Origin of the sequence: Alicyclobacillus acidoterrestris, assembly GCF_022674245.1 — a bacterium.
GTDB classification, from domain to species: domain Bacteria; phylum Bacillota; class Bacilli; order Alicyclobacillales; family Alicyclobacillaceae; genus Alicyclobacillus; species Alicyclobacillus acidoterrestris.
The window spans coordinates 2,651,946-2,675,611 of sequence record NZ_CP080467.1; the positions used below are offsets into that span (position 1 = coordinate 2,651,946).

Annotated in this window: 22 protein-coding genes; 12 read left to right on the forward strand and 10 right to left on the reverse strand. The window is 50.9% G+C overall.

Features of this window, described 5'->3' with window-relative positions; translation table 11 throughout:
- Positions 1-13: 13 nt before the first annotated feature.
- From K1I37_RS21665 to K1I37_RS12890, 4 genes are all read right to left on the reverse strand, one after another.
- Positions 14-1,735, reverse strand: a complete 1,722-nt coding sequence (locus K1I37_RS21665; RefSeq protein ID WP_021295786.1) for an acetate/propionate family kinase — start codon at positions 1,733-1,735, stop codon at positions 14-16.
- 86 nt (positions 1,736-1,821) lie between these two features.
- Entirely contained in the window at positions 1,822-2,256 is a 435-nt protein-coding gene (locus tag K1I37_RS12880; protein WP_021295787.1) for a hypothetical protein, read from the reverse strand.
- Positions 2,257-2,277: 21 nt separating this feature from the next.
- Positions 2,278-3,237 carry a 6-phosphofructokinase gene (gene pfkA / locus K1I37_RS12885; RefSeq protein ID WP_021295788.1) on the reverse strand — a complete coding sequence of 320 codons (960 nt, stop codon included), beginning with the start codon at positions 3,235-3,237 and terminating at the stop codon, positions 2,278-2,280.
- A 217-nt stretch (positions 3,238-3,454) separates the two neighbouring features.
- Entirely contained in the window at positions 3,455-4,504 is a 1,050-nt protein-coding gene (locus K1I37_RS12890; protein WP_021295789.1) for an NAD(P)-dependent alcohol dehydrogenase, read from the reverse strand.
- A 226-nt stretch (positions 4,505-4,730) separates the two neighbouring features.
- On the opposite strand from K1I37_RS12890, the gene K1I37_RS12895 reads away from it, so the two are divergent.
- Together K1I37_RS12895 and K1I37_RS21550 are read left to right on the forward strand one after the other, a co-directional pair.
- The gene (locus K1I37_RS12895) at positions 4,731-5,306 is read left to right on the forward strand and encodes a TetR/AcrR family transcriptional regulator (RefSeq protein WP_021295790.1); all 576 of its coding nucleotides are present in this window, start codon (positions 4,731-4,733) and stop codon (positions 5,304-5,306) included.
- 102 nt (positions 5,307-5,408) lie between these two features.
- Entirely contained in the window at positions 5,409-5,543 is a 135-nt protein-coding gene (locus K1I37_RS21550; RefSeq protein ID WP_268884383.1) for a hypothetical protein, read from the forward strand.
- A gap of 210 nt (positions 5,544-5,753) precedes the next feature.
- Here K1I37_RS21550 and K1I37_RS12900 read toward each other — a convergent pair whose 3' ends face one another.
- A complete protein-coding gene (locus tag K1I37_RS12900) occupies positions 5,754-6,032 on the reverse strand; it encodes a hypothetical protein (protein ID WP_152498743.1) in 279 nt (92 codons plus the stop codon).
- A 207-nt stretch (positions 6,033-6,239) separates the two neighbouring features.
- Between K1I37_RS12900 and K1I37_RS12905 the strand changes: the two genes are divergently transcribed.
- Positions 6,240-8,105: a terpene cyclase/mutase family protein gene (locus tag K1I37_RS12905; RefSeq protein ID WP_021295793.1), complete on the forward strand. Its 1,866-nt coding sequence runs from the start codon at positions 6,240-6,242 to the stop codon at positions 8,103-8,105.
- A gap of 77 nt (positions 8,106-8,182) precedes the next feature.
- Here K1I37_RS12905 and K1I37_RS12910 read toward each other — a convergent pair whose 3' ends face one another.
- A complete protein-coding gene (locus tag K1I37_RS12910) occupies positions 8,183-8,842 on the reverse strand; it encodes a TetR/AcrR family transcriptional regulator (protein WP_236613837.1) in 660 nt (219 codons plus the stop codon).
- Between the two features lie 270 nt (positions 8,843-9,112).
- Here K1I37_RS12910 and K1I37_RS12915 point away from each other — a divergent pair, with 270 nt between their 5' ends.
- The gene (locus K1I37_RS12915) at positions 9,113-10,645 is read left to right on the forward strand and encodes an MFS transporter (RefSeq protein ID WP_021295795.1); all 1,533 of its coding nucleotides are present in this window, start codon (positions 9,113-9,115) and stop codon (positions 10,643-10,645) included.
- Between the two features lie 180 nt (positions 10,646-10,825).
- On the opposite strand, the gene K1I37_RS12920 is transcribed toward K1I37_RS12915, so the two are convergent.
- The 4 genes from K1I37_RS12920 to K1I37_RS12935 form a co-directional block, all read right to left on the reverse strand.
- Positions 10,826-11,491: a LysE family translocator gene (locus K1I37_RS12920; protein ID WP_021295796.1), complete on the reverse strand. Its 666-nt coding sequence runs from the start codon at positions 11,489-11,491 to the stop codon at positions 10,826-10,828.
- 61 nt (positions 11,492-11,552) lie between these two features.
- Entirely contained in the window at positions 11,553-11,765 is a 213-nt protein-coding gene (locus K1I37_RS12925; RefSeq protein WP_407653226.1) for a tryptophan RNA-binding attenuation protein, read from the reverse strand.
- A gap of 98 nt (positions 11,766-11,863) precedes the next feature.
- Positions 11,864-13,303, reverse strand: a complete 1,440-nt coding sequence (locus tag K1I37_RS12930; RefSeq protein ID WP_021295797.1) for an amino acid permease — start codon at positions 13,301-13,303, stop codon at positions 11,864-11,866.
- Positions 13,304-13,463: 160 nt separating this feature from the next.
- Complete coding sequence (locus K1I37_RS12935; RefSeq protein ID WP_031218254.1) at positions 13,464-14,843, reverse strand: sigma-54 interaction domain-containing protein; 1,380 nt, start codon at positions 14,841-14,843, stop codon at positions 13,464-13,466.
- 319 nt (positions 14,844-15,162) lie between these two features.
- On the opposite strand from K1I37_RS12935, the gene pruA reads away from it, so the two are divergent.
- The 8 genes from pruA (at position 15,163) to K1I37_RS12975 (ending at position 23,479) form a co-directional block, all read left to right on the forward strand.
- Complete coding sequence (gene pruA, locus K1I37_RS12940) at positions 15,163-16,713, forward strand: L-glutamate gamma-semialdehyde dehydrogenase (protein ID WP_021295799.1); 1,551 nt, start codon at positions 15,163-15,165, stop codon at positions 16,711-16,713.
- A 65-nt stretch (positions 16,714-16,778) separates the two neighbouring features.
- Positions 16,779-17,975 carry an ornithine--oxo-acid transaminase gene (locus tag K1I37_RS12945; RefSeq protein ID WP_021295800.1) on the forward strand — a complete coding sequence of 399 codons (1,197 nt, stop codon included), beginning with the start codon at positions 16,779-16,781 and terminating at the stop codon, positions 17,973-17,975.
- A gap of 36 nt (positions 17,976-18,011) precedes the next feature.
- On the forward strand, positions 18,012-19,283 hold the full coding sequence (locus K1I37_RS12950) for a Glu/Leu/Phe/Val family dehydrogenase (protein ID WP_021295801.1): 1,272 nt from the start codon (positions 18,012-18,014) through the stop codon (positions 19,281-19,283).
- A gap of 28 nt (positions 19,284-19,311) precedes the next feature.
- Positions 19,312-20,211, forward strand: coding sequence for an arginase (gene rocF / locus K1I37_RS12955; RefSeq protein WP_021295802.1), 900 nt, complete (start codon positions 19,312-19,314; stop codon positions 20,209-20,211).
- A 196-nt stretch (positions 20,212-20,407) separates the two neighbouring features.
- On the forward strand, positions 20,408-20,734 hold the full coding sequence (tnpA, locus tag K1I37_RS12960) for an IS66 family insertion sequence element accessory protein TnpA (protein WP_206917310.1): 327 nt from the start codon (positions 20,408-20,410) through the stop codon (positions 20,732-20,734).
- Positions 20,721-21,083 (forward strand): IS66 family insertion sequence element accessory protein TnpB, encoded by a 363-nt coding sequence (tnpB, locus tag K1I37_RS12965; protein ID WP_021295534.1) that lies wholly within the window; start codon positions 20,721-20,723, stop codon positions 21,081-21,083. Before tnpA ends, tnpB begins: the two co-directional genes overlap by 14 nt.
- Positions 21,084-21,160: 77 nt before the next feature.
- Positions 21,161-22,750, forward strand: coding sequence for an IS66 family transposase (tnpC, locus tag K1I37_RS12970; protein ID WP_021295535.1), 1,590 nt, complete (start codon positions 21,161-21,163; stop codon positions 22,748-22,750).
- 210 nt (positions 22,751-22,960) lie between these two features.
- The gene (locus tag K1I37_RS12975; RefSeq protein WP_021295139.1) at positions 22,961-23,479 is read left to right on the forward strand and encodes a hypothetical protein; all 519 of its coding nucleotides are present in this window, start codon (positions 22,961-22,963) and stop codon (positions 23,477-23,479) included.
- The last annotated feature ends 187 nt before the right edge of the window (positions 23,480-23,666 follow it).

Genomic DNA, 23,666 nt, shown 5'->3' on the forward strand with positions numbered 1-23,666 from the left:
CTACCTTTCAACCTCAACCAGTCACCCCAGCTTTTTCGAGAGACAGCCAGTAGCCATCGCGCGCCATGATCAGTTCCTCGTTCGTCGGAATCACCATCACCTTAATGGGTGAATACGGGCTCGAAATGACCCGCTCCCCCGACCCTTCCCAGTTGGCCTGATTGTCTAGGTAAATACCCGCGTACTCTAATCCTAAACAAATTTTCTCGCGAATTTCCGGACTATTCTCGCCAATCCCTGCCGTAAAGATGAGGCCATCGGCACCATTGAGTTTCGCCAGGCTCGCGCCGATGTAATTGTGGATTTTCGAAATAAACAGATCTAGTGCCAGACGAGCCCGCTCGTCTCCCTGCTGCTCGTGTTCCAACAGCACGCGAACGTCATTGCTAATGCCGGAAATGCCCAACAAGCCACTCTGGTGATTTAAAATGTCGATCACGTCATTGGTCGTCATCCCCTCGAGACGTTCGAGAAACGGGATGATAGCGGGATCGATATTCCCACTTCTGGTTCCCATTGCGACGCCAGCCAAGGGCGTCAACCCCATCGACGTATTGTAGGACTGACCATTGCGAATCGCGGTGACACTGACGCCGTTGCCAATGTGACAACTAATCAGGCGCAGCCTATTTTTCGGTGCATCGAGCATTTGAACTGCGCGTTCCAACACGTAACGATGACTGCTGCCGTGAAATCCGTACTTACGAATCTTGTGTTTTTCATAGTACGCATATGGAATGGGATATAAAAACGACTCCGGCGGCATCGTCTGGTGAAAGCTCGTATCAAATACCGCCACGTGAGAAATGTCCGGATAAAAGCGCCTTGCGACTTCCACCCCCTCGAGATTTACAGGGTTGTGGAGTGGAGCTAGGTGAGAAATACTTTGAATCTGCTGAAAAACGTCATCCGTGATTCGTATCGATGCCGAAAACAAATCCGCACCATGAACAATCCGATGGGCGACCAAGTCGACGTCATCGCCAACCTGCTGGAAAATGTCGGCTAAGGTCGTTTCCAACGGGTGATCCGGTGTTCGTGGAATATTGCCCTTCGCAATCATTTGTTCGGTAGGCATAGCATACAGTTTATATTTGACAGAACTGCTTCCACAGTTGAGCACGAGTACGGTTTCTGGAATGAACGTCCGAATTTCGTGGATGACGTCCACTTGAATCACTTTTACCGTATCACCATTTGACAAACCGGACGCATTTGCTTCGTCTGTATCGACGTGAAATTCCAAACGATAATCTGGGCTGACCCGACAAAGCACCTTCTCCAAGATGACCTGCCGTTCACCCGTTGTCTCTACGGCGACGAATTCCTTATCCTTCACGCCCAGTTGCATGGCGTCCGTAGGATGCAGGTGGATATGTCGATGAGCGAGAATGACCCCGCTTTCTAAACAGATAGACCCATGTGGCCCAATGACCTCAATACCCGGTGTCCCCTCGATATCGCCCGAATCACGCACCGGCGGGGTGACACCAAGCACGCGTGCATCTGTTTTGGAGATTTCAACTTGCGAATATGCGCGAACAGGACCTAGTACGCGAACATGTGTAATATCGCCTTTCGGCCCTCGCAAGGTCACCGTTTCTGCACACGCGAACTGTCCAGGTTGCCTCAATGCCTTAAATTTCTCAAACACGTATCCCTTGCCAAATAACGCGTCCGCATCTTGCTGCGTCAAATGAATATGGCGACCTGACACACCGACCGGTACAAACATATAACCTCTCCTCGCCGAAGCAATCTCCCGCAAACCGCGCGGTTATGAAACCCGCGAATCCATCCATCCCCCGCAACGCAGCGAGCTCAAGTTCTCACGGCGTCCTCTATCGAAACCGGTTGTTCGTCACCACGTAACACAATCCTCCGAAGAGGAAGTCCGGCGTATGCGTCGTCCGTGTGCTGTCTTGGATTCAGTGCTATCAGGTCGATAGACGCCTCCCGGATGACTCGCCTGAGAATTTCCACGACGTCGTCGCCGACTTCGTGCCGAAAATGCACCCGTTCGTGCCATGGGCGAAACGTCCGCAATACCCGATCTTCGATTTCATCCCGATAGATGAGTTCCGCATCTGGCAATACAAAGTGTGGGTGCTCGTCGGTGCCCAATTGTATACAACTCTTATCATCCGTGATGTACAGTACCGTCAGTTGCAAGTCCTCGACCGGATCGAAATACGGTTTCAACGCTTTCAAGGCATCCACATCAGCAAGTTCGTCAACGACCATCAACACATTCATCGTGCTTCCCCCTTACGAACGTCAGACTGCAAGGATATCGGCAATCGTGTGAAGTGATAGATTGGTTTGATGCACACTACTGAACACCTCATCAAAACTGATTGCCTCCACCCGGCCACAACGCATACCAACCATCTGATTGGTACGACCTTCCAAGAGCAGGTGAACGGCTTGTGTCCCGTACAGGCTCCCTAAAATCCTATCCCGAGCCGACGGCGCACCTCCACGTTGGATATGTCCAAGCACCGTCACGCGCACTTCAGATGCGATGTGATCTTTCAAAAATCCCCCGACCTCCATCGCATGCGCCGCGCCTTCGGCCACCAAGACAATCGGATGTTTCTTTCCTCTCGCTGCGGCTTGATTTAACTGGCGCAAGACCCGCTCCAAGTCCGGTTCCTCTTCTGGAATCATGATGGATGCGGCCCCTGCCGCCATTCCTACGGCAAGTGCAATCGCACCTGAGTGATGGCCCATCACTTCGACAACATAGGTCCGGTCGTGCGAACTTGCAGTATCTCGAATCCTATCAATTGCCTCCACGGCCGTATTCAATGCCGTATCAAATCCCACGGTCTCATCCGTACCAGGAATATCATTGTCTATCGTGCCGGGAATACCAATCGTGCGAATGCCATGTTGTGCGAGGGCACAAGCACCTCTAAACGATCCGTCCCCACCAATGACCACCAGCCCTTCCACGCCTTCGCGCCGCAAGGTGGCAACGCCTTGTGCCAATCCCTCATCCGTCTTGAACGCATCACACCTGGCCGTCAAAAGAATCGTCCCACCGCGCTGTATAATGTCACCCACGGAGCTTGGAGTTAGTGGAATGATGTCGTCTTGAAGCAATCCTTGATAGCCATGTCGAATGCCTAGCACTTCACAATCGAAGTGATATGCAGTACGCACAACTGCGCGAATCGCTGCGTTCATGCCTGGCGCGTCCCCGCCACTGGTGAGCAGTGCAATTCTTTTCATACTCGTCACCCCTGTGTGCTGCTGATGTCTGTATTGTCACATCGCCGGCCCTTTTGCACATGCACCGAAAGGATAGTTTAGAGTGGTCCAGTCGGACTATATTGGGGCTCGAACAATTGCCGTCTCACGTCGGAGGTAAATACATTGAATGAGGTACAACACTAAAAAAACGGCACACCTACACGGTGTGCCGCCAACCTATTTCGATGATTCTCTGTTATTCATTTTCCATCGTACTAATGTCAATCACGAATCGATATCGAACATCTGAAGCGAGCACGCGCTCCCAGGCTTCATCAATCAGGTTCGCAGAAATGACCTCTATTTCTGGTGCAACGCCGTGTTCCGCACAGAAGTCAAGCATTTCTTGTGTTTCGCGAATGCTACCAATGACTGATCCGGCAAACGAACGACGATAAGGAATCAGCGAGAATACCTGTACCGGCATCGGCTCCGGTGGCGCGCCGACGTTGACCATCGTGCCATCCACTGCCAGAAGCGATAGATATGCGTTCAAATCAATCTTTGCACTGACAGTATTCACGATGAGATCAAATGAACTGGCCAGCTTCTCAAAAGTTTCCGGATCGCTCGTGGCATAATAATGATCGGCGCCAAGACGCAACCCATCTTCTTTCTTCTTCAGCGTTTGCGATAAAACAGTGACTTCCGCACCCATGGCATGCGCAAGTTTTACTGCCATATGGCCAAGTCCGCCCATCCCTACGACAGCAACCTTCTTGCCAGGAGCTGCGCCCCAGTGGCGAAGTGGTGAGTATGTGGTGATTCCAGCACACAAAAGCGGTGCCGCTTTATCCAACGGAATGCTATCTGGAATCCGTACAACAAAACCTTCCGTTACGACAATGTGCGTGGAATAGCCGCCCTGGGTATATTGACCGTACTTGTCGATAGCCGCATACGTGCCAACGTTCCCGTTAAGACAGTATTGCTCGTCTCCATTGCGACAACTATCGCACTCCCCGCAAGAGTCAACCATGCAACCAACGCCAACTCGGTCGCCAACAGCAAATTTGGTGACTTCCGAACCAATCTGCGTGACAATGCCGGCGATTTCGTGGCCTGGAACGAGCGGATATTGAACCTCTCCCCATTCTCCGCGAGCGGTATGAATGTCTGAGTGGCAAATACCAGCATACTTAATCTCAATAAGAACATCGTGCGGTTGGAGATCTCTGCGTTCAATCGTGGTCAATTGAAAGGGACCCTCTGGATTAAAAACTGCACGTGCATTCGCTTGAATCATGAACTAACCTCCTGGTAACCCGCAAAAGGGCAGCCTTGGAAATGGTTTACCAGATCCACCAAGTTGCAAGTAAGACACATTGATGTATTAGGTAACACCTGTGTATCATTGTAATAGGAAACCAGATGGCTTCAATGCCCAAATCACTTGAATCCGTGAATTACTACACAAATCTACCGAAACTGTTACACATCCATCACCGACGTAAAGCGAGATGACCCACGCAATGACGAAAGTGGATAGAAGAGTTATCAAATCGCAACACGCGATTAAACAAGCTGTGATTGAATTGATGTCTGAAAAAAATTTTGATCAGATCACGATACAAGATATCGCGGATAAAGCAAATGTCAGCCGAAAAACCATCTACCTGCACTACGCAGATAAATTCGACCTGCTCGATAAACTCACAGAAGAGTACATCGACAAACTCCGAAAACTCTGCGAAACGGCGTGTGAAATGGACTGGAGACCTGCAACGCAGATCTGCTTCGAGTACCTTCAAAGTAACTACTCATTCTTTTCGACTATGCTAGCAAGTAAGGGTGCGCCTTACTTTCGTAATCGGTTCCTCGAATTTCAAATCGAAGAGTTCAAAAACGAACTCCATAAAACAAATGAGATCCGTGACGACGTCAGTGAAGAAGTCTTCTTACGATTTGTTGGGACGGCTTACACAGGGATCGTGGAATGGTGGCTAACGAATGGAATGCCTTATTCCCCTCACGTTTTAGCCGAACAAGTGGGAACGTTGTTGGAAACCATCTATAACTCGAGTTCATCCACAAAAATGCTGGGATGAGAATTCAGGCTTGGCCGCCTGAGATATCCCAAGATATCTGTCCAATACAGGTTAATGACATTCTACGTACCCTATGACGTGTACCGGGAGGGGGTGTGATTGGTGTACGGTGGAACATTTGGGTTATATACCAGTTGGGCGGTTGTATTCCTCATCATCTTCGTCCTGTTCTTCTTGCTCGTTCCAGGTTATGGATACGGCGGTGGCGCAAGTTGCGCGACGGGCGGCGCTTACTAATCTGCGTCAACCAAGATGAGCAGCTAGCTGCACCGGTGGATAATGCAGTCCCTCTAAGGCTCTCCACGCGAGAGCCCTTCTTCATGTCGTGTAGATGTTTCAGAGCGTTTCACGATATTGCGATTCATCAACACAAATGCACCCGCTGTCTCCAACGAGTGCATGCTGGTCATGTGCGTCTTTTCACCAATCCAGTCCAATGCCGAACAGTCAATAGCCGAATACCATTCTCCGCATGCGTGCCCGATGGCTTGGATTCGCCGGATTACACCGTTGTGATATCACGAATCGAGTGGCTGCGGCGCGTTGTGCAGGCGTGAGCTTATCCCGGCAAGCTGTACATAGGCTGTCAATCATGCAACCAACCGCATACGGATCTTGTAGTGCTGCATAGTCGTACGATTTGAGAATTGCACGAGCCCGTCGGTAATAAACCGGATGCATCATTTTGTATGCAAATTTGCACATAAGCCACGGATCAATCCCCATTGATATCCCCTCCCTCACCCAGTAATCACACTTAAGTGTCACCTTATTCATCCAGCAGATCTGCTTGTACGGACAGTTATCTTTATATCGCGTGGATTTTGTCGAAGGTCTTGAAGCGGATGACTGTGCACTTATCCGTAGCGTCCTCCATAACGAGTCACGTACTTTATACTCCAGATATTTGTTTTGGTCGCTGGAGGAATCCGTATGATAGAACAGGTGAGGCAAGCGGTTGACAAATTGGTGCGTCGATTGGAGAACGATCAGGCCATGGACGGATCGTGGAGATACTGCTGCGAAAGTGGACCGATGACAGACGCCTACATGATACTACTCCTTCGCGCTTTGGGACTTGCTGACAACGACGTGATACAACCCCTGTCCTCCCGAATTTTGAGCCTCCAAAATCACCATGGTGCCTGGTCATTGTTTCATGACGAGCCGGGATGGGGAAATTTATCTGCAACAGTCGAATCATACTACGCATTACTTTCAGCTGGCCATGACACGACAGATGACGAACCACTCGAACAAGCCAGGCACTTCATACGTCAACATGGCGGATTGGCGCAAATTGGGACATCTACTAGAGCAATGTTAGCATGTACGGGTCAACTTCCATGGAAACACTATAAGGTCCCCTTAATCTGGACATTGCTGCCAAAGTGGTTTCCCGTGAACTTCTTTGACTTCGTCGGTTACGCACGTGGTCATATCGCGCCAGTTCTCATTGCTGCGCATTGCGGAACGCCTGCCACATCGCCCTATTTACCGGATTTAAGCGCCTCACTGCTGCAACCCACACGGAAAGAGAACCGGACACACAAACAAGCCCAACTTCGAAAAAGCCCTCTATCCGTCAAAACTTGGTCTCTACAGAGGTTAGAACATTTTGTATTGAAACACATAGAGCAAGACGGAACACTGATGAGCTACGCAAGTGCTACATTCTTTATGATTTATGCGCTACTTGGCATGGGATATCCGAAGCATCATCCAACAATTGTTCAGGCCATCGAAGGATTAAAATCGTTCATCTATCCACTCTCGAATGGGGCCCATTTACAAAATATGACCTCCACGGTGTGGGACACGGCGTTGCTGAGCTATGCCATACAAACGATTCCCCAGATTGACACGACCACAATGGTGCGTAAAGCGCAAACCTATTTACTCGTGCGCCAGCACCATCAAACCCGGGATATAGAACCTCCAGACGCAAGGAGTGACGGTGGGGGCTGGGGGTTTTCTGACGTCAATACACTCATTCCGGATGTCGATGATACAACGGCAGCGTTACGTGCAATCACCCACTCGGCGAAAACAAGTTCCAGTGTCCAATGCGCTTGGAGGCGGGGGTTAAACTGGGTTTTGTCTATGCAGAATTCGGATGGCGGCTGGCCTGCATTTGAACGGAATAAAAACAAACGTATCGTATCCAATTTGGCCATAGATGGGGCGAAGGCTACACTCACGGACCCGTCATGTCCCGATTTAACCGGCAGAACCCTCGAATTTCTTTGCAATGATGCGGGATATACCCAAAAAGACAAGGTTGTGCAGAGAGCCGTCAATTGGTTGCTAAAACATCAGGAAGTTGACGGATCGTGGTATGGGCGATGGGGAATTTGTTTCATTTATGGGACGTGGGCCGCGCTGACGGGGCTCTTGGCGGCTGGGCTAGACGCGAGTCACCCCTCCATTCGTCGCGCGGTAGCTTGGCTCCATGATATCCAAAACGCGGACGGGGGCTGGGGAGAATCTTGCTTGAGCGATACAAGGCATACCTACGTACCACTCGGCAGAAGCACCTTATCGCAAACCGCTTGGGCAACGGACGCGTTAATCACAGCCTCTTCCCACACCATGCCCGCGATTGAGCATGGCATTCGATTCTTGTCTACGGAAATCTTGGCTATGGGAAAGGACCAATCCGATTGGACCACCTCCTACCCGACAGGCGGAGAACTTCCAGGTGGATTCTATATTCATTTTCACAGCTACAACACGATATGGCCTCTTTTAACATTCGGCCATTACCTACAAAAGTTTCAGACTGCCGACGAGCCTTGACCTACACCATCATCCCAAAGAACGATATCGTCGGGTCCATCACACGGGCCCCCGCCGGTGCCAAACAGTGTCCCGGTTTAATGCGACAGTCGCGCTTGAAGGTCGTGGATGAAATCCTTGGCCAGTTCCCGTGGAACAAGATGATCCGCATTGCGTCCACTGAGAATCCAGAAAAAGGTTGGTCCGATGAGCAGGGCGGTGGCTTGATCGAGTGGAATGGGTAGATTCCCCTCGCCAATGGCACGCTCTATCACAACCCTGGCGCTGTCCCCTAGCAGATCTTTCGAAGAGAGCAGTTTCGCTACTGCAGCATCGTGCTGTGCTTCGCCGACAAGCGCACGATAAGCGGCACCCGCCGGTGAGTGCGCGAGGAAACGAATCAGCGCTTCCAAGTATGCCGTGAGGTCATCTAAAGGATCCGCAGCGGGACTCACCGCGAGTTCTTGCTGTGCGTCGATCACACTGGCCTCAAACAAGATCTCCGCCTTATGTGACCACCACCGATAGACGGTCTGCCTGGATACACCAGCGCGCTGTGCGATGCCCTTCATCGTCACGGCGGCGTAGCCCATCTCCAACAACAGGTCATCCACCGCATGCAAAATCGCTGTCCTCGCTTGCTCACTTCGAGGACGACCACCCCGACCATGTTCCCTATCCTTGTCCATGTGCATGTCCATCTCCATGTCTTCACAATACATGGAGACCGTATACCTTGTCCATGTCTCCTCAACCACCCACGAATCTCACGTCATCACCTGCTCACTTTTCCCACTAGCCGAGATTCAGATAATTACTAGACACCATGCACCGAATCTGTTAGTTTGAATACACGGTGTCTCGAAACATCAGAAGACGCACGTGATATCGCGTCTCTAACGATGTACGAGTGACCGGAATTTGTAGATTTGTAGCCCACCAAAGGGCTACAAGGAGGTAGCAGGAATGCTTGTCTTCATGACTAGGGCAATGGCGTGGATGGCCCCGTCTACCGAGGAGGAAAATCGATGAGCGCTCAACAAGCGATATCCCCAGGTGCTATGAACTCGTCACGGAACTCGGGGCTTGTTCTGACGTGCGTATGTGCGTGCACCATCCTGGTCGTCGGCCTTGTCGCCGCCATCAACTTAGCGGTGCCGATGCTGGCAGCCAGTCGACTCCATCCAAGCTCATCGGAGCTGTTGTGGATAGTGGACGCGTATGTCATCGTGTTCGCTTGCCTGGTCATCCCAGGCGGCGCGGCTGGGGATAGGTTTGGGCGCAAAGGCGTCCTCATGGGCGGGCTCGTCACATTCGCCGTAGGCGCGGCCATCTCGGCCACCTCCGCGAACGTGCCCATCTTGCTCCTCGGTCGCGCAATCACTGGCGTCGGAGCGGCGCTCGTGCTTCCGAACTGTGTAGGGGTATTAGTTCATGCGACCGCACCTGAACGGCGTGGCCGCGCCCTGGCCATCTGGGGCGTGACGTCCGGCTTAGGCGGACTCGTGGGCAACATCGCCGGAGGGGCGCTCCTGACCAGCGGATCGTGGAGAGTCCTGTTCGCGGCCATCGTGCCGATTGCGCTGCTCTGCGCACTCTTTGTGGCACTCGCCGTACGACGCAGCTGTCACAGCCCTCGCAACCTCGATCCGGCCGGCACCGCCCTGCTCGTCGCGACAACCATTGCCCTCCTCATCGGCATCATTGAGGGACCCGAGCGCGGTTGGGGAAGCGCCGTCGTCATCGTCGCGTTCGCAGCCAGTGCCGTACTCGGTGCGGTGTGGATTGCCACTGAACTGCGAGCGCATCATCCCTTGCTGGATCCACGGCTGTTCCGCATACCTTTGCTCAGTAGCGCCAGCCTGGGAATGCTCGTGCTGTTCTTCGGCAGCTTCGGCCTGTTCTACCTGAACGCCTCGCTCCTACAATACGGCCGTGGCTACTCGGTCCTGCAAGCCGGAATTGCGATTGTCCCGATGACGTTACCTATGGTTATCGGCACGCGCTGGATTCCCAGCCTAGTGCGGCGTATTGGCATTCCCGTCACGCTGTTTGCAGCCTTCGTATTCATTGGCATCGGATTGTTCGGCCTGGCTTCCGCCGTGCACCAACCCTATTTCATCTACGCGATGTGGCTTGTCGTCATCGGTGTCGGGCTCACGCTCGCATTGCCGTGCTTGACCGCGGAAATCACGGCTGCACTGCCGCCTGAGCAAGCAGGTATCGCGGGAGGACTCCAATCCGCAACCCGGGAACTGGGCAGCGCTCTGGGCGTTGCAGTCGTTGGCACCGTGATGACCGCAAGTTTCATCCAGCACTTGCCACAGAATCTCAAACACGATGTGCCAGTACCACGCACAGTCGCCGAAGCCATCAGCACCGCGCCCGCGCTCCACACGGGTATTATTGACGCCTTCACCACTGGCGCCAGCACAGCGCTGCGGGTCGCAAGCGTCATCACCTGTATCGCAGGCGTCTTCGTCGTCGCGGTGGCCATCCAGGCGAACCGAGGCCACCGCAAACAGAACACAGTTGCAGGTTCGGAAGTTCGGAATCAATAGGACCTTCCGTGAACACAACATGAGGGCCCTTCAAATGAAGGACCCTCATGTTACAGAGCCTTAATTCGGATGCTACGCATCCAGCATCGCCATTCGTTGTTTTTCATCGTTTCCGTTCTAACAACTCGATGATTTTACCTACCCCCATTAGTGTCCCGCCTAAATGCTTGACACACTTCATCAACTGGATTTAACACGCAAACGATGAGAAAACAGAGGGTAAAATGTACTGTGCACGAACGTCCATAACATTTCCAGGGCGAAATACGCCATTGCCAAGCTCGACACTGTAAAGATTCCACGAAGCACCTTGTCGCCGATGAATTTGCGTGACCATGCGACCAAAGCCGAAATACCGATGCACCAAGCAAATGCTCCAACAGAAAAGCCGAGGAACAAGAACAACAGTTTATCAATTAGTGACATGCCCGCGATATGACCAGCGAATCCTCCACCGATACCACCCCAAAACGCGATACCAAACGGATTCGCTAATGAAAAAATAATGCCTGTCATGAAATCCCGATGTTCCGTCGTATTTTGATTCACACTGAAATCCAGTGGCTTGCGCGCATCTAGAAAAGACAGCCACGCCATTCGAAGTAGAAAAGCTACGCCCGCAATTTCTAAAATGATTTGTACGGTCAAAAAGTGAAATACAAGAGCAACGCCTGTCAAACCAATCATGGCCCACACCAAATCCCCCAAGAGAGCTCCAAGTTGCACCAAAAATGCAGGGACAAAACCTCTCTGTAATCCCCTGCGTAATGCTTCAGTGTTCACTGCTCCTGGGGCAGCACTGTAGACAAAGCCAAGAACACAAGCCGTCATCATCAAATGAATCATTCGATGCCTCCTTCCCCTTGCTCGCGCATCCCTGAGTGATTTGGCCTTCGTACCTACAACATCATTGCCTGAGATGTTTCTTCATAAAGGACAATAATGTTTGCCCCAAAGTCGTAAGTATGACGCCCGTTCCGCTACACTTATCGCATGTTACGAGTGTGCCTTCTTCAGATGTCACTTCTCCACTACCTTTACAATCCCAACACGGCAACTCCAAGTCATCCATTGAAATTTGCATATAGGTATAACTCCCTTTACATTCATCGCACGACATGCCGCGCGTCCATCCTAGCAAGGATTCAATACCTTGTGTCGCAGACACGTGTCAGGAATCACGTACCACTCGTTTCCTAATTTACCACACATGTAACCTTACGAGAGTTCGACAGACAGTGAATTTTCGATTTGCTCCCTGTTCTCTTTTTGCTTTGCAAGAATCCTCTTTCTCGCAAACAAGAAGTAATAGAGCATGATAATCGCAATAATCGGCACACCTGTGTATATCGTGATCCGCTGACCAGGGACGAACCAAAGACTCACAGCAATCGCCGCATTCGCAAGAATGCCGACAAGCGGTAACACAGGATACAACGGGGTTCTGTAGGGGAGATCGCTCACCTTACCTCCTGAACGGACATACTTACGCCGAAATCCCATTTGCGCGAGGCAAATAATTCCCCAGTCAATGACGACGACCAACCCGATGCCAGATAAAATCCAGGTGTACAGTTTGTCCGGTGAAACTTTATAAAGCAAAAGTCCAGCCACACCAATAATCATGGTAAATAGCACTGAACGGACAGGTACTTGCCGTTTACTGAGTTTGCTGAGGAACTTCGGTGCCATGCCATCGAGCGACATCGACCAGATGAGACGGGAAGATGCGTATGTCCACGAGGATCCTGCGGACAGTGCGGAGGTGACGACGATAATATCCATAATGACATGCGCGGACGGAATTCCAGCCAATTGAAATATCGTTGCAAATGGGCTATCGTTTACGCCTGCCGACTGCCACGGGATGATACCCACTAAGACAATCATCGCGAGCACGTAGAATAAGAGTGTGCGCAGCGTCGTCGTGCGAACCGCGCGAGGTACCGATTTCGCCGGATCGCGACTTTCACCGGCCGCAATCCCAATCAGTTCCGTGCCACTATACGAAAAACAGACGGAAACCAGTGCAAGAAATGAAGCGCCAAAGCCATGCGGAAACAAGCCGCCATGGTGCAAATAGTTTGTAGCACCGATTGCCGGATGCGAGGTCCACCCAAAAATCACTGCGATACCCACGGCAGAAGCAACGATAATCCCGATGACCTTAATGCTCGCAAACCAGAATTCCGATTCTCCATACACGCCAACTGCCATAATATTTAAGACTAAGTAGATAATGAAGAATACCACGTAAAACACGACGCTCGGAATGTGTGGGAAATACTGCTGCAGAATCATGACGGCCGCTAACCACTCAACCGTAATCGTGATGGCTCCGTTGATCCAATACAGCCATGCGCTTAAAAACCCGACACTCGGGCTGATAAACACTTGGGCGTACGTTTTAAACGATCCCGCCACAGGCATGGCGGTCGCCAATTCACCTAAGGACGCCATGACAATGCCGACTAGAATCCCACCCAACATATACGCAAGGACAGCGCCGCCAGGGCCGGCTTGATTGATGGTGTAGCCGGATCCCACGAATAGTCCTGTGCCAATGACACCGCCGATTGAAATCATAAACATATGTCGACTGCGCATTCCACGCTTCAAGCCTGCTTCTTTGTCGACAATTTCCTGTAGTTTATCCAAGTGGGTTCCCCCTCTTCTCTAGCTTCGTTCGGCATGTTATCGCGGCATAAAGCAACCGTTTTCATTCTAACTAAGAAAATATATTGCAGATGAACCGAATGAAACACAACTGCCTTTGTGGATTGCGGGGCGCAAAAAAATTTTGCACCACCGATGAACCCTACGTGGTGTGATTCCATTTGCGAAGCCTGTATTGCAAACTTTGTCTACTCACACCCAGCGCGCGCGCTGTGGCAGACACATTTCCACCGTTTTGCGATAAGACTTTTAACACGTATGCGCGCTCGTATTGAGACAACTGAGACTGTAAATTTCGCTCCTGTGCAAACGATGCATAATCGAGAAGTTGACTGCCATTGTCGCCATGCGGCGTGTCATCCAAGGTGTTTACCCGCCGGCGTATATGCATCGGAAGGTGTACAACGTCAATTTCGCCATTGTCCACGACCATGTTCATGGCGCCTTCGATGGTATTCTCGAGTTCACGGACGTTGCCTGGCCAAGGGTAGGTGAGAAAGTATTTCATCACTTCGTCAGAAACACCCTGAACCTGCATGCCAAAGAGTTCATTGTATCTCTTGACAAAGAGATCGGTCAGATTCGGTATATCCTGTTGACGTTCCCGCAATGGCGGTAGAAACAGCGTCACGACGCTGAGACGGTAGTATAGGTCTTTCCGAAGTGTCCCTTTGACCACATCGTCTAATGGGTCTTCATGAACGGTCGCAATAATTCGCACATCGACGGTTCTATCCTGTGTATCACCGAGGCGACGAATTGTCTTTTCTTGAAGTGCGCGAAGAAGTTTGGCCTGCAAAGGTAAACTCAGCGAATTCAATTCGTCTAGTAGCAGCGTTCCCCCATCCGCTTGCTCGAGGAGCCCTGGCCTATCGATGGCTCCAGGAAATGCGCCGTGCACGGTACCGAACAAAATGCCTTCAATGAGGTGCTCTGGCAATGCCGCGCAATTTTGTGAAACAAAGGGTCCTGCGGAACGGGGGCTCGCGTGATGAATGCTTTGCGCAAACAATTCCTTGCCCGTTCCAGTCTCCCCAACAATCAGAATGGACGAATTCGTCCGAGCCGCTCGCTTTGCATGCTCCATCACTTCCACGATATTGGGGCTCTCGCCAATCAAACTGTCAAACGTGTACCGTGTTTTTCCACGCCTGAGAATGTTCTCTTGAATCCGTTCGATTTGGGTAATATCGCGTGCGATTTCCACAGCTCCACAGATTTCACCGTTTAGGACAATTGGCATGGTGTTGTTAATCGTCGTCACCGATTCGCCCTGCAAGTTGTAATACGTCTGTTTTACATTAAAAGTTGCGCGTCCAGTTTGCAGCGCATGAAGCAATGTGCTGTAGCCTTCCTCTGGGAACGTGAAGACATCAAGCACATCCTTATTCAATACATCAACAGCTGACATGGACTCAATATCGGCCATTTTTTGATTGTAAATCACCGTTTTCCCAGATGCATCGACAACATGGATTCCTTCGTCGAGTTGATCCACCAAAAACTCATACATTTGAATCAACGATCGCGTCCTATTTTCTAGGTCATTGATATTGGCGCTCGCCACGCATATCCCCCCAATCGGGATGATTCCGTGTTGCCTGAAAAGTGTTGAAATTCACCGTTCTACTTCGTCAGTTTACTGGGCGCGCAATCAAACCGCAAACTATTTTTGCACCTGCAATAAATAACGGCAATTGATTTATGCAAATCGCTTTTGCATCATCATATTTGAAAGCGCTTATTCAAACCGAATGCCATTTCGGCATTTCAACGACTTTATTTTCCAATCCGGTTGGATTGAACAAACATGCGTCGTGTACACGAGGAGGAAATCGACTGTGATTCCATACTTCCCTGAAGCGCTGACGAATTTCTCCAAGCCGGAGAATGAAGCGGCATTTACCGCCGCTTTCGAGCGTGTATCATCACAACTTGGCCAAACCTGCCCACTTATCGTCGGCGGTCGTGAGATATACACGGACCAACGCCAGGAATCTCGCAACCCATCCAATTTGGAGCAAATCGTTGGCTTTGTGGCACAAGCGGATAAAACCATCATCGACGAAGCATTTCAAGTTGCTTCCAAAACATTTACCACTTGGTCACAAGTACGCCCAGAAGAACGCGCAGGCTATCTGTTTAAAGCAGCCGCTGTGATTCGCCGCCGGAAGCATGAATTCTCCTCGTGGTTGTTATTGGAGGCAGGAAAGACGCGCGCTGAAGCAGATGCGGATACAGCTGAGTGCATTGATTTCCTAGAGTATTATGGACGCCAAATGTTGCAGTTGTCCGAGCGAGGAAAACAGACGCTCATTTCGTATCCAGGTGAGGATAACCAACTCGAGTACATCCCACTCGGCGTTGGCGTGGTCATTCCACCCTGGAATTTCCCACTTGCAATCATGGCGGGTATGACGGCGGCTGCCATCGTCTCTGGGAATACAGTCCTCTTGAAGCCAGCGAGTCAAACGCCGGTCATTGCCTACCGCTTCTATGAGGTTTTGAAAGAAGTGGGACTCCCGGACGGCGTCGTCAACTTCGTGCCAGGTGACGCAGATGTAATCGGAGATTACATGGTTGATCACGTGCGTACTCGATTTGTGACCTTCACGGGATCACGCGATGTAGGCGTCCGCATCTATGAACGTGCCTCAAAAGTTCATGCGGGCCAAATTTGGCTCAAACGCGTCATCGCTGAAATGGGTGGCAAGGACGCCATTATCGTCGACGAACAAGCCGATTTGGACTTGGCGGCACAGAACATCATCAATTCCGCGTTTATGTTCAGCGGTCAAAAGTGTTCTGCATGTTCGCGGGTCATTGCACATGAAGCAATTTATCAAGACCTTCTGGACCGTGTGGTGGAAAAGACACGTGCACTCACCATTGGCGATGCGGTGAACGCAAACACCCAGGTTGGCCCCGTTATCGACCAAAAGGCTTACGAAAAAATCAAGCACTACATCGAAATCGGCAAGCAGGAAGGGCGTCTCGTGTGCGGCGGTGAGACTTGGGACAAACCAGGGTACTTTGTATCCCCCACCATTTTCGCCGATGTACCTGCAGACGCGCGCATCTCCAAAGAAGAGATTTTTGGACCCGTAGTGGCGTTCACGAAGGTAAAGACCTTTTCTGACGCCATTGCGGCTGCGAATAACACCGAGTTTGGCCTGACCGGTTCTGTGTTCACAACAAATCGCGAACACGTCGAAGAAGCACGCCGCACGTTCCACGTCGGCAACCTATATTTCAACCGGAAATCAACGGGTGCTTTGGTGGGTGTCCATCCGTTTGGCGGCTTCAATATGTCTGGCACGGATTCAAAAGCCGGAGGGCCCGACTATCTACTGCTGTTTACACAGCCGAAACTCAGTTCAGAGGTCCTTTAAGTCCAGAACAGCATACGTGGCGCGCGAAAGAATCGCGTGCCAAATCACACAAGGAGGAATTACCCATGCAAAATACAACGTCATCTCCCAAGACGCTGGAGGAACAATACGGCGCAAAGAACTACCATCCTCTCCCGATTGTCCTAGCAAAAGGTGAAGGTGTATGGGTTGAGGATACGGAAGGCAAGCGATACATGGATATGCTCAGCGCATACTCTGCGCTGAACCAAGGTCATAGACATCCCAAGGTCATTCAAGCACTCAAGGACCAAGCGGATAGAATCACGTTGACGTCGCGGGCCTTTCACAATGATCAACTCGGTTACCTGTACGAAAGCTTGGCCAAGATCACACACAAGAACATGATCTTACCGATGAACACGGGCGCAGAAGCGGTTGAAACAGCGATTAAGGCAATCCGCCGTTGGGCCTATGACGTGAAAAAAGTCCCGGATAATCAGGCGGAGATTATTGTGGCCTCGGGCAATTTCCATGGCCGCACCACAACGATTATCTCCTTTAGCTCCGATACGGAATACCAACGCGCGTTTGGTCCATTGACGCCTGGTTTCAAAATCGTTCCTTATGGTGACATCGACGCACTCAAACATGCCATTACGCCGAACACAGCTGCATTCCTCGTGGAACCCATCCAGGGTGAAGCAGGAATTGTCATTCCTCCCGAAGGCTATATTCGCGACGCGTACCAAGTCTGCAAAGATAACAATGTCCTGTTCGTCGCCGACGAAATTCAAACTGGTCTAGGGCGAACCGGGAAAATGTTCGCCTGTGACTGGGAAGAAGTCATTCCCGATATGTATATCATCGGCAAAGCGCTGGGCGCAGGGGTTATTCCGGTTTCGGCGGTTGCTGCGGACAAGGAAATTCTCGGCTTGTTTGAACCCGGGTCACACGGCTCCACATTTGGAGGCAATCCGCTCGGCAGTGCAGTAGCCGTTGCAGCGCTCAAAGTCATTGAGGAAGAAAACTTACCGGAACGCTCCCGCGTACTGGGCGAATACTTCTTAAACAAACTGCTCACGCTGAACAATCCAGTTATCAAAGAAGTACGGGGTCGCGGGCTGTTTATTGGACTCGAGTTGACTACAAAGGCCCGTCCATATTGCGAGCAGTTGAAAGACCTTGGCCTGCTGTGCAAAGAGACACACGAAAACACAATTCGCTTCGCCCCGCCGCTCATCATTACAGAGGAAGAACTCGATTGGGCATTCGAAAAGATTCAATCTGTGTTCCAAATGTAATGAATGAGTAGCGATGAATGACATGGGGTGACATCAATGAGCACGGTCACTGAAAACAAAACAGCGGATCATGAACAGGATGTTCTCTCGTCAACGCAACAAGTGATTCTGGACGCGTTGACGCATCTCGGCTACGGCCCAGCGTACTACGAGCTGTTAAAGGCGCCTCTACTTACACTGACCGTTCGGATTCCAGTACGAATGGACGACGGATCCGTCAAAGTCTTCACCGGCTACCGCAGCCAACACAACAACGCCATTGGGCCCACCAAGGGTGGTATTCGCTTCCACCCTGATGTGACGTTGGAAGAGGTCCAGGCGCTGTCCATCTGGATGTCGGTGAAGTGCGGCGTCGTGGGACTTCCTTACGGCGGTGGTAAGGGCGGTATCATTTGCGATCCGCGCGACATGTCCGTCGGCGAACTGGAGCGGCTGAGTCGGGCTTATGTCCGCTCCATCAGCCAAATTGTGGGGCCGACAAAGGATATTCCAGCACCAGACGTGTACACCAATTCTCAAATCATGGCCTGGATGATGGACGAATATAGCCATCTTCGCGAGTTTGATTCCCCCGGATTTATTACGGGCAAGCCGTTGGTTCTTGGCGGATCACAAGGGCGAGACACGGCTACGGCCAAGGGTGTCGCCATCTGTATCGAAGAAGCGGCGAAACGACGAGGCCTTTCCCTCCAAGGGGCAAAAGTGATTGTGCAAGGATTTGGAAACGCGGGAAGCTACCTATCGAAATTCATGCATGATGCAGGTGCCCTTGTCGTTGGTATCTCAGATGCGTATGGCGCCATTTATAACGAAAATGGCTTAAATATTGACGAGCTGTTGGACATGAGAGATTCCTTCGGCATGGTGACCAAAAACTTTAAGAACACCATTTCAAACGAGCAACTTCTTGAAATGCCCTGTGACATTCTTGTGCCGGCTGCGATTGAGAACCAAATCACTATAGACAATGCGCATCGGATACAAGCACAAATCGTCGCGGAAGCAGCGAACGGCCCGACGACGCTGGATGCCACAAAAGTACTGTCGGAAAACGGCGTTTTGCTCGTACCCGATGTATTGGCGAACGCGGGCGGTGTTACCGTGTCTTACTTTGAGTGGGTGCAGAACAACCAAGGACTTTACTGGACTGCAGAAGAGATAGAACAGCGTCTCCGGCAAGTGATGACCCACTCGTTTGAACGCGTCTACGACATGGCCACGACGCAAGGCGTGAACATGCGCCTCGCAGCTTACATGGTCGGTATTCAAAAGATGGCGGAAGCCATGCACTATCGCGGTTGGGTCTAAATTCAAAAGAAGAAAGTTGGTGTTATAGATGAAGGAGATACGTATCATCGGCGTTCCGTCCGACCTTGGGCAAGGGCGGCGCGGTGTCGACATGGGGCCGAGTGCCATACGGTACGCAGGGCTTGAGGCAGCGCTTAAACACCTTGGCTATCAAGTGAAAGATCTCGGCAATATCAACGTTCCAACACCAGAAATGCACGAACAAGCGCAGAACGCAAAACTTCGCTATTTGAACGAAGTGAAGGCCGTCTCCGAAAGCCTGTGTGGCATGGTAAGTACGGTCGTGTCAGAAGGACACATACCACTCGTTCTTGGCGGCGATCACAGCATTGCGATTGGCAGTTTAGCTGGCATGGCGCAATCCAGCACGAATTATGGCGTCATCTGGTTTGATGCACATGGAGACATGAATACAGCGGAGACGACGCCCTCAGGAAACATCCATGGTATGCCTTTGGCTGTGAGTCTAGGCTATGGACATGATGACTTAATCAGCATTGGCGGCGTCACGCCTAAGGTGAAACCGGAGAATGTCGTACTCGTTGGCATTCGTTCCATTGACGCAGATGAAGCAAAGCTCATTGCCAAAGCCGGCATTCGTTGCTACACGATGTCCGAAATCGACCAACGCGGCATGGCGGTCGTCATGGAGGAAGCGATTCAAATCGCCACAAATGGCACAGATGGCATCCATTTGAGCCTCGATCTCGACGCACTTGATCCAACGCTGGCCCCTGGCGTCGGTACCCCAGTCAATGGCGGCGTCACCTACCGTGAGGGGCATTTGGCGATGGAAATGTTGTCCGCTTCAAACGCCATCGTTTCCGTGGACGTCGTTGAAGTGAACCCGATTCTTGATGAGCAAAACCGCACGGCCCTGATGGCTGTTGAACTCGTTGAGTCATTGTTTGGCAAAACCGTGCTCTAAGAATGATTGAATGGGCCCCTATGGCGTCATGAACTTGCGCCATAGGGGCCACAGATGAGATGTATCCACTAGTTTATTCAAAGCTTCCTCTCTCGGGTCTCTCCTCTCAATTGTAAGCGTAAAACGCAGCACACCTCGTAAGGCTACACTCTGGGTGGGATAATCTCCTCAAATGAAACTGAGGAGAGTGAGGTACATGTCAAGAACCGAGCTACGTGAAGAATGGGAGAGTCGCCTCACCGAGTTTGAGTCCAGTGGGCAAACGGCTACAGTCTGGTGTGCGGTGCACGGGATCAATATTCATCGCTTTCGCTACTGGTCCAGCAAGCTTCGAGGGAATCGACGAAAGCCTTCAAATGGAGAGGTTCGTTGGCTTTCAGTGGAGATGGAATCAGTCATTAAACCGAGCAGTAACGAAGCGCTCACTGTTCAGGTTGGTCAAGCCAGGATTGAAGTGTCTGAGGGCTTCAACACCAAACTGTTCATACAGGTCGTTCAGGCTTTGGCAGATGCTCATCCATGAGGCGAATTCAGAGCAACGGGTGTACTTGGCGAGCGGCAGTACAGATCTTCGTAAGTCTATCGACGGGCTGGCAGTCCTGGTTCAAGAGGTCTTTCAGCTCAGTCCATTTTCGCCTTCCCTCTTCGTTTTCTGCAACCGAAAACGAGACAAGCTTAAAATCCTAGAGTGGGATACGAATGGATTCTGGCTCCATTATCGTCGTTTGGAACGTGGTCGCTTTCAATGGCCGGACGTAACGAACAGCGAAACGGTTACGGTCAGTCGGCAGCAGTTGCGGTGGTTGCTAGACGGACTGTCCATCACCCAACGACAGGCTCATAAAAAGGTAACCGCGCGCACGGTCATCTAGTCTCTCAGTGGCAAAATAAAAGTTCCGTAATCTCTTTTGTGACAAGGGATTTTAGCTCGCATGTCGAAATATATAGCATGGCGAAACCAAAGAGTTCCACCACCGAACAGGTTGAATCCTTGCAGCAAGAAAACACCATACTTAAGCAGCAAAATGACGAACTCAAGTCTAAGGTAGAGTGGCTTGAGGAGAAATTGCGCAAAGCAACTCACCAACGTTTTGCTGCGTCTAGTGAACGGACCAAGACCGACTCCGTACAGACGCTGTTGTTTAACGAAGCCGAAGTCGAGTCTGAACCTACGCTTGAAGAGCCCACCATGGAAACCATCACCTACAAGCGAAAAAAGAAACGTCCGGGTCAGCGTGATGAACTCCTAAAGGACCTGCCCGTGGAGCGAATGGAGTATCGCTTACCCGAAGAGGAGCAGGTGTGTTCCTGCTGTGGTGGCGCCATGCATGAAATGAGTTCTGAAACGCGAACTGAGATAAAAATCATTCCGGCTCAGATGAAGGTCGTGGAGCATGTTCAATATATCTACGCCTGTCGTCATTGTGAGAAGCATGAAACTGAAACCCCTGTTGTGAAAGCTTCCATGCCACGTCCGGCATTTCCGGGGAGCTTAGCTTCTGCCTCAGCAGTGGCTTACATCATGAGTAAGAAATACGTCGAGGGGATGCCACTCTATCGGCAGGAGCAACAGTTTGAGCGACAGGGCTTTCCGTTATCACGACAAACCATGGCCAATTGGGTCCTAGCCGGTGCAACGACATGGTTGAGTAAAATATACGACCGGATGCACCAGGAACTCTTACAACGGAAGTACTTACACGCAGACGAGACAACGCTGCAGGTACTTCACGAATCCGGCAGAACCGCAGATACGAAGTCCTACATGTGGCTCTACCGCAGTGGACGGGACGGTCCACCCATTGTTTTGTACGACTACCAAGAGACGCGCAGTCGGGAGCATCCAACAAGGTTCCTCCAAGGATTTCACGGATACATCCATGTGGATGGCTACGTAGGGTACGAGGACATTCCGGATGTGACCCTGTCAGGGTGCTGGAGTCATGCCCGAAGGAAATTCGACGAGGCCATCAAGGCCTTACCCGCATCCAAACGGAACACGCCCGTGGCTGCAAGGGAAGGACTGGAATATTGCAATCGTCTCTTCAAAATTGAGCGTGGGTTAAAAGACATGACTCCCGAGAAGCGGTACGAACAGCGCCTCGAGCAAAGTCGTCCAGTCCTGGATGCTTTTTTGCCATGGCTTGAATTCCAGAAGGAAAACATACTCCCAAAGAGTGCCTTGGGAGAGGCAGTGAATTATTGCCTACGCCAATGGGGTAAGCTCACCGTGTTCCTTGAGGATGGCCATCTGGAGATCGATAACAACCGCGGTGAACGTTCCATTAAGCCATTTGTGATCGGGAGAAAGAACTTCCTGTTCAGCAATACGCCGCGCGGAGCTAGAGCGAGCGCCATCACATACAGTATCGTGGAAACTGCAAAAGAGAATGGACTCGACCCGTTTCAATATCTGTGCTATCTGTTCGAGCAACTACCAAACGTCCCCGACGATGAATCTGACTCGTTGGCCGCGCTGCTGCCTTGGGCTGGGAACTTACCGGACGAAGTGCGACATTCAAGGAGAAAGACTCCATAACACGACAGTAGTCCCCGCCGTAACCGGTGGGGATTTCTGATTATAATGACGACGAATGACCTACCTTCAATGTGTCCTGCGTTTGACGCTTACTCTCAATTCGCCAAACTCAGCGTTTTTGTATGTTACAGTTGTTGCAGTATTGGGCAGCATTAATCGAATATGACTGTAATCAAAAATAGTGCAAGAGTTGGTTGAAGGAGTGAGGTAATGAGTAAAAGACTGGCGGGAACTTTGATTACAATGATGTCCATATTGTTTTTGGCGTCGTTGGTTTTTAATTGGTATCAGTATAGGCAATCTCAACAGATGCACGATGCTGCTTATGGTGGAGGATTTTACCTTGCTGTTGAGGGGGTCAATCGAGCATATGACATTTTTAGCGAAGATGGACAAGCGAAGAATGAAGATATCGCTGATGCTGTGATGTATATTTCAGAATCTGCGGAAGTTTTCCAAGCGTTTTCTCATGTAATGGGACAGATGGGTGTAGAGCACACGATGGGTATAGGCGTGGAACTGGAACAGGACGCTCAGGTGATTTCCCATCCTCAAAAGTATCCAAAGTCTCAAATTCAACAAGCCGAAAAGTTTGTTGAGATAGTGTCAGTAGACTTTCGACCATGTTGGAACGCTCAATTTCTTGTTAAAAGCCGTTTGCCTGGTGCAATTGATAAGATATATAAAGCGATGCCTTCACAAGATAGGCAACAACTATATTCAATGTGATAAAAAGCATTGGCAGTTATTGAACAAACGGGGGCGTTAATCCCGCAGACCTATGATTTGGTGATATTACCCTTAAGTCGCTAAGATGATCCTTGAGCGACGTAGATGTGACAATAAATGACCTAAATATTCATGCGAGTTCGACTAGACAGTCTCCCGTGATCGTCCCAGTTGATTCAAAATATCA

Coding starts and splice junctions, on each gene's coding strand:
- K1I37_RS21665 (WP_021295786.1), bottom strand. CDS start 1,735: ATGTTTGTACCGGTCGGTGTGTCAGGTCGCCATATTCATTTGACGCAG.
- K1I37_RS12880 (WP_021295787.1), bottom strand. CDS start 2,256: ATGAATGTGTTGATGGTCGTTGACGAACTTGCTGATGTGGATGCCTTG.
- pfkA (WP_021295788.1), bottom strand. CDS start 3,237: ATGAAAAGAATTGCACTGCTCACCAGTGGCGGGGACGCGCCAGGCATG.
- K1I37_RS12890 (WP_021295789.1), bottom strand. CDS start 4,504: ATGATTCAAGCGAATGCACGTGCAGTTTTTAATCCAGAGGGTCCCTTT.
- K1I37_RS12895 (WP_021295790.1), top strand. CDS start 4,731: ATGACGAAAGTGGATAGAAGAGTTATCAAATCGCAACACGCGATTAAA.
- K1I37_RS12900 (WP_152498743.1), bottom strand. CDS start 6,032: ATGGGGATTGATCCGTGGCTTATGTGCAAATTTGCATACAAAATGATG.
- K1I37_RS12905 (WP_021295793.1), top strand. CDS start 6,240: ATGATAGAACAGGTGAGGCAAGCGGTTGACAAATTGGTGCGTCGATTG.
- K1I37_RS12915 (WP_021295795.1), top strand. CDS start 9,113: ATGAGCGCTCAACAAGCGATATCCCCAGGTGCTATGAACTCGTCACGG.
- K1I37_RS12920 (WP_021295796.1), bottom strand. CDS start 11,491: ATGATTCATTTGATGATGACGGCTTGTGTTCTTGGCTTTGTCTACAGT.
- K1I37_RS12925 (WP_407653226.1), bottom strand. CDS start 11,765: ATGTCGTGCGATGAATGTAAAGGGAGTTATACCTATATGCAAATTTCA.
- K1I37_RS12945 (WP_021295800.1), top strand. CDS start 16,779: ATGCAAAATACAACGTCATCTCCCAAGACGCTGGAGGAACAATACGGC.
- K1I37_RS12950 (WP_021295801.1), top strand. CDS start 18,012: ATGAGCACGGTCACTGAAAACAAAACAGCGGATCATGAACAGGATGTT.
- rocF (WP_021295802.1), top strand. CDS start 19,312: ATGAAGGAGATACGTATCATCGGCGTTCCGTCCGACCTTGGGCAAGGG.
- tnpA (WP_206917310.1), top strand. CDS start 20,408: ATGTCAAGAACCGAGCTACGTGAAGAATGGGAGAGTCGCCTCACCGAG.
- tnpB (WP_021295534.1), top strand. CDS start 20,721: ATGCTCATCCATGAGGCGAATTCAGAGCAACGGGTGTACTTGGCGAGC.
- tnpC (WP_021295535.1), top strand. CDS start 21,161: ATGGCGAAACCAAAGAGTTCCACCACCGAACAGGTTGAATCCTTGCAG.
- K1I37_RS12975 (WP_021295139.1), top strand. CDS start 22,961: ATGAGTAAAAGACTGGCGGGAACTTTGATTACAATGATGTCCATATTG.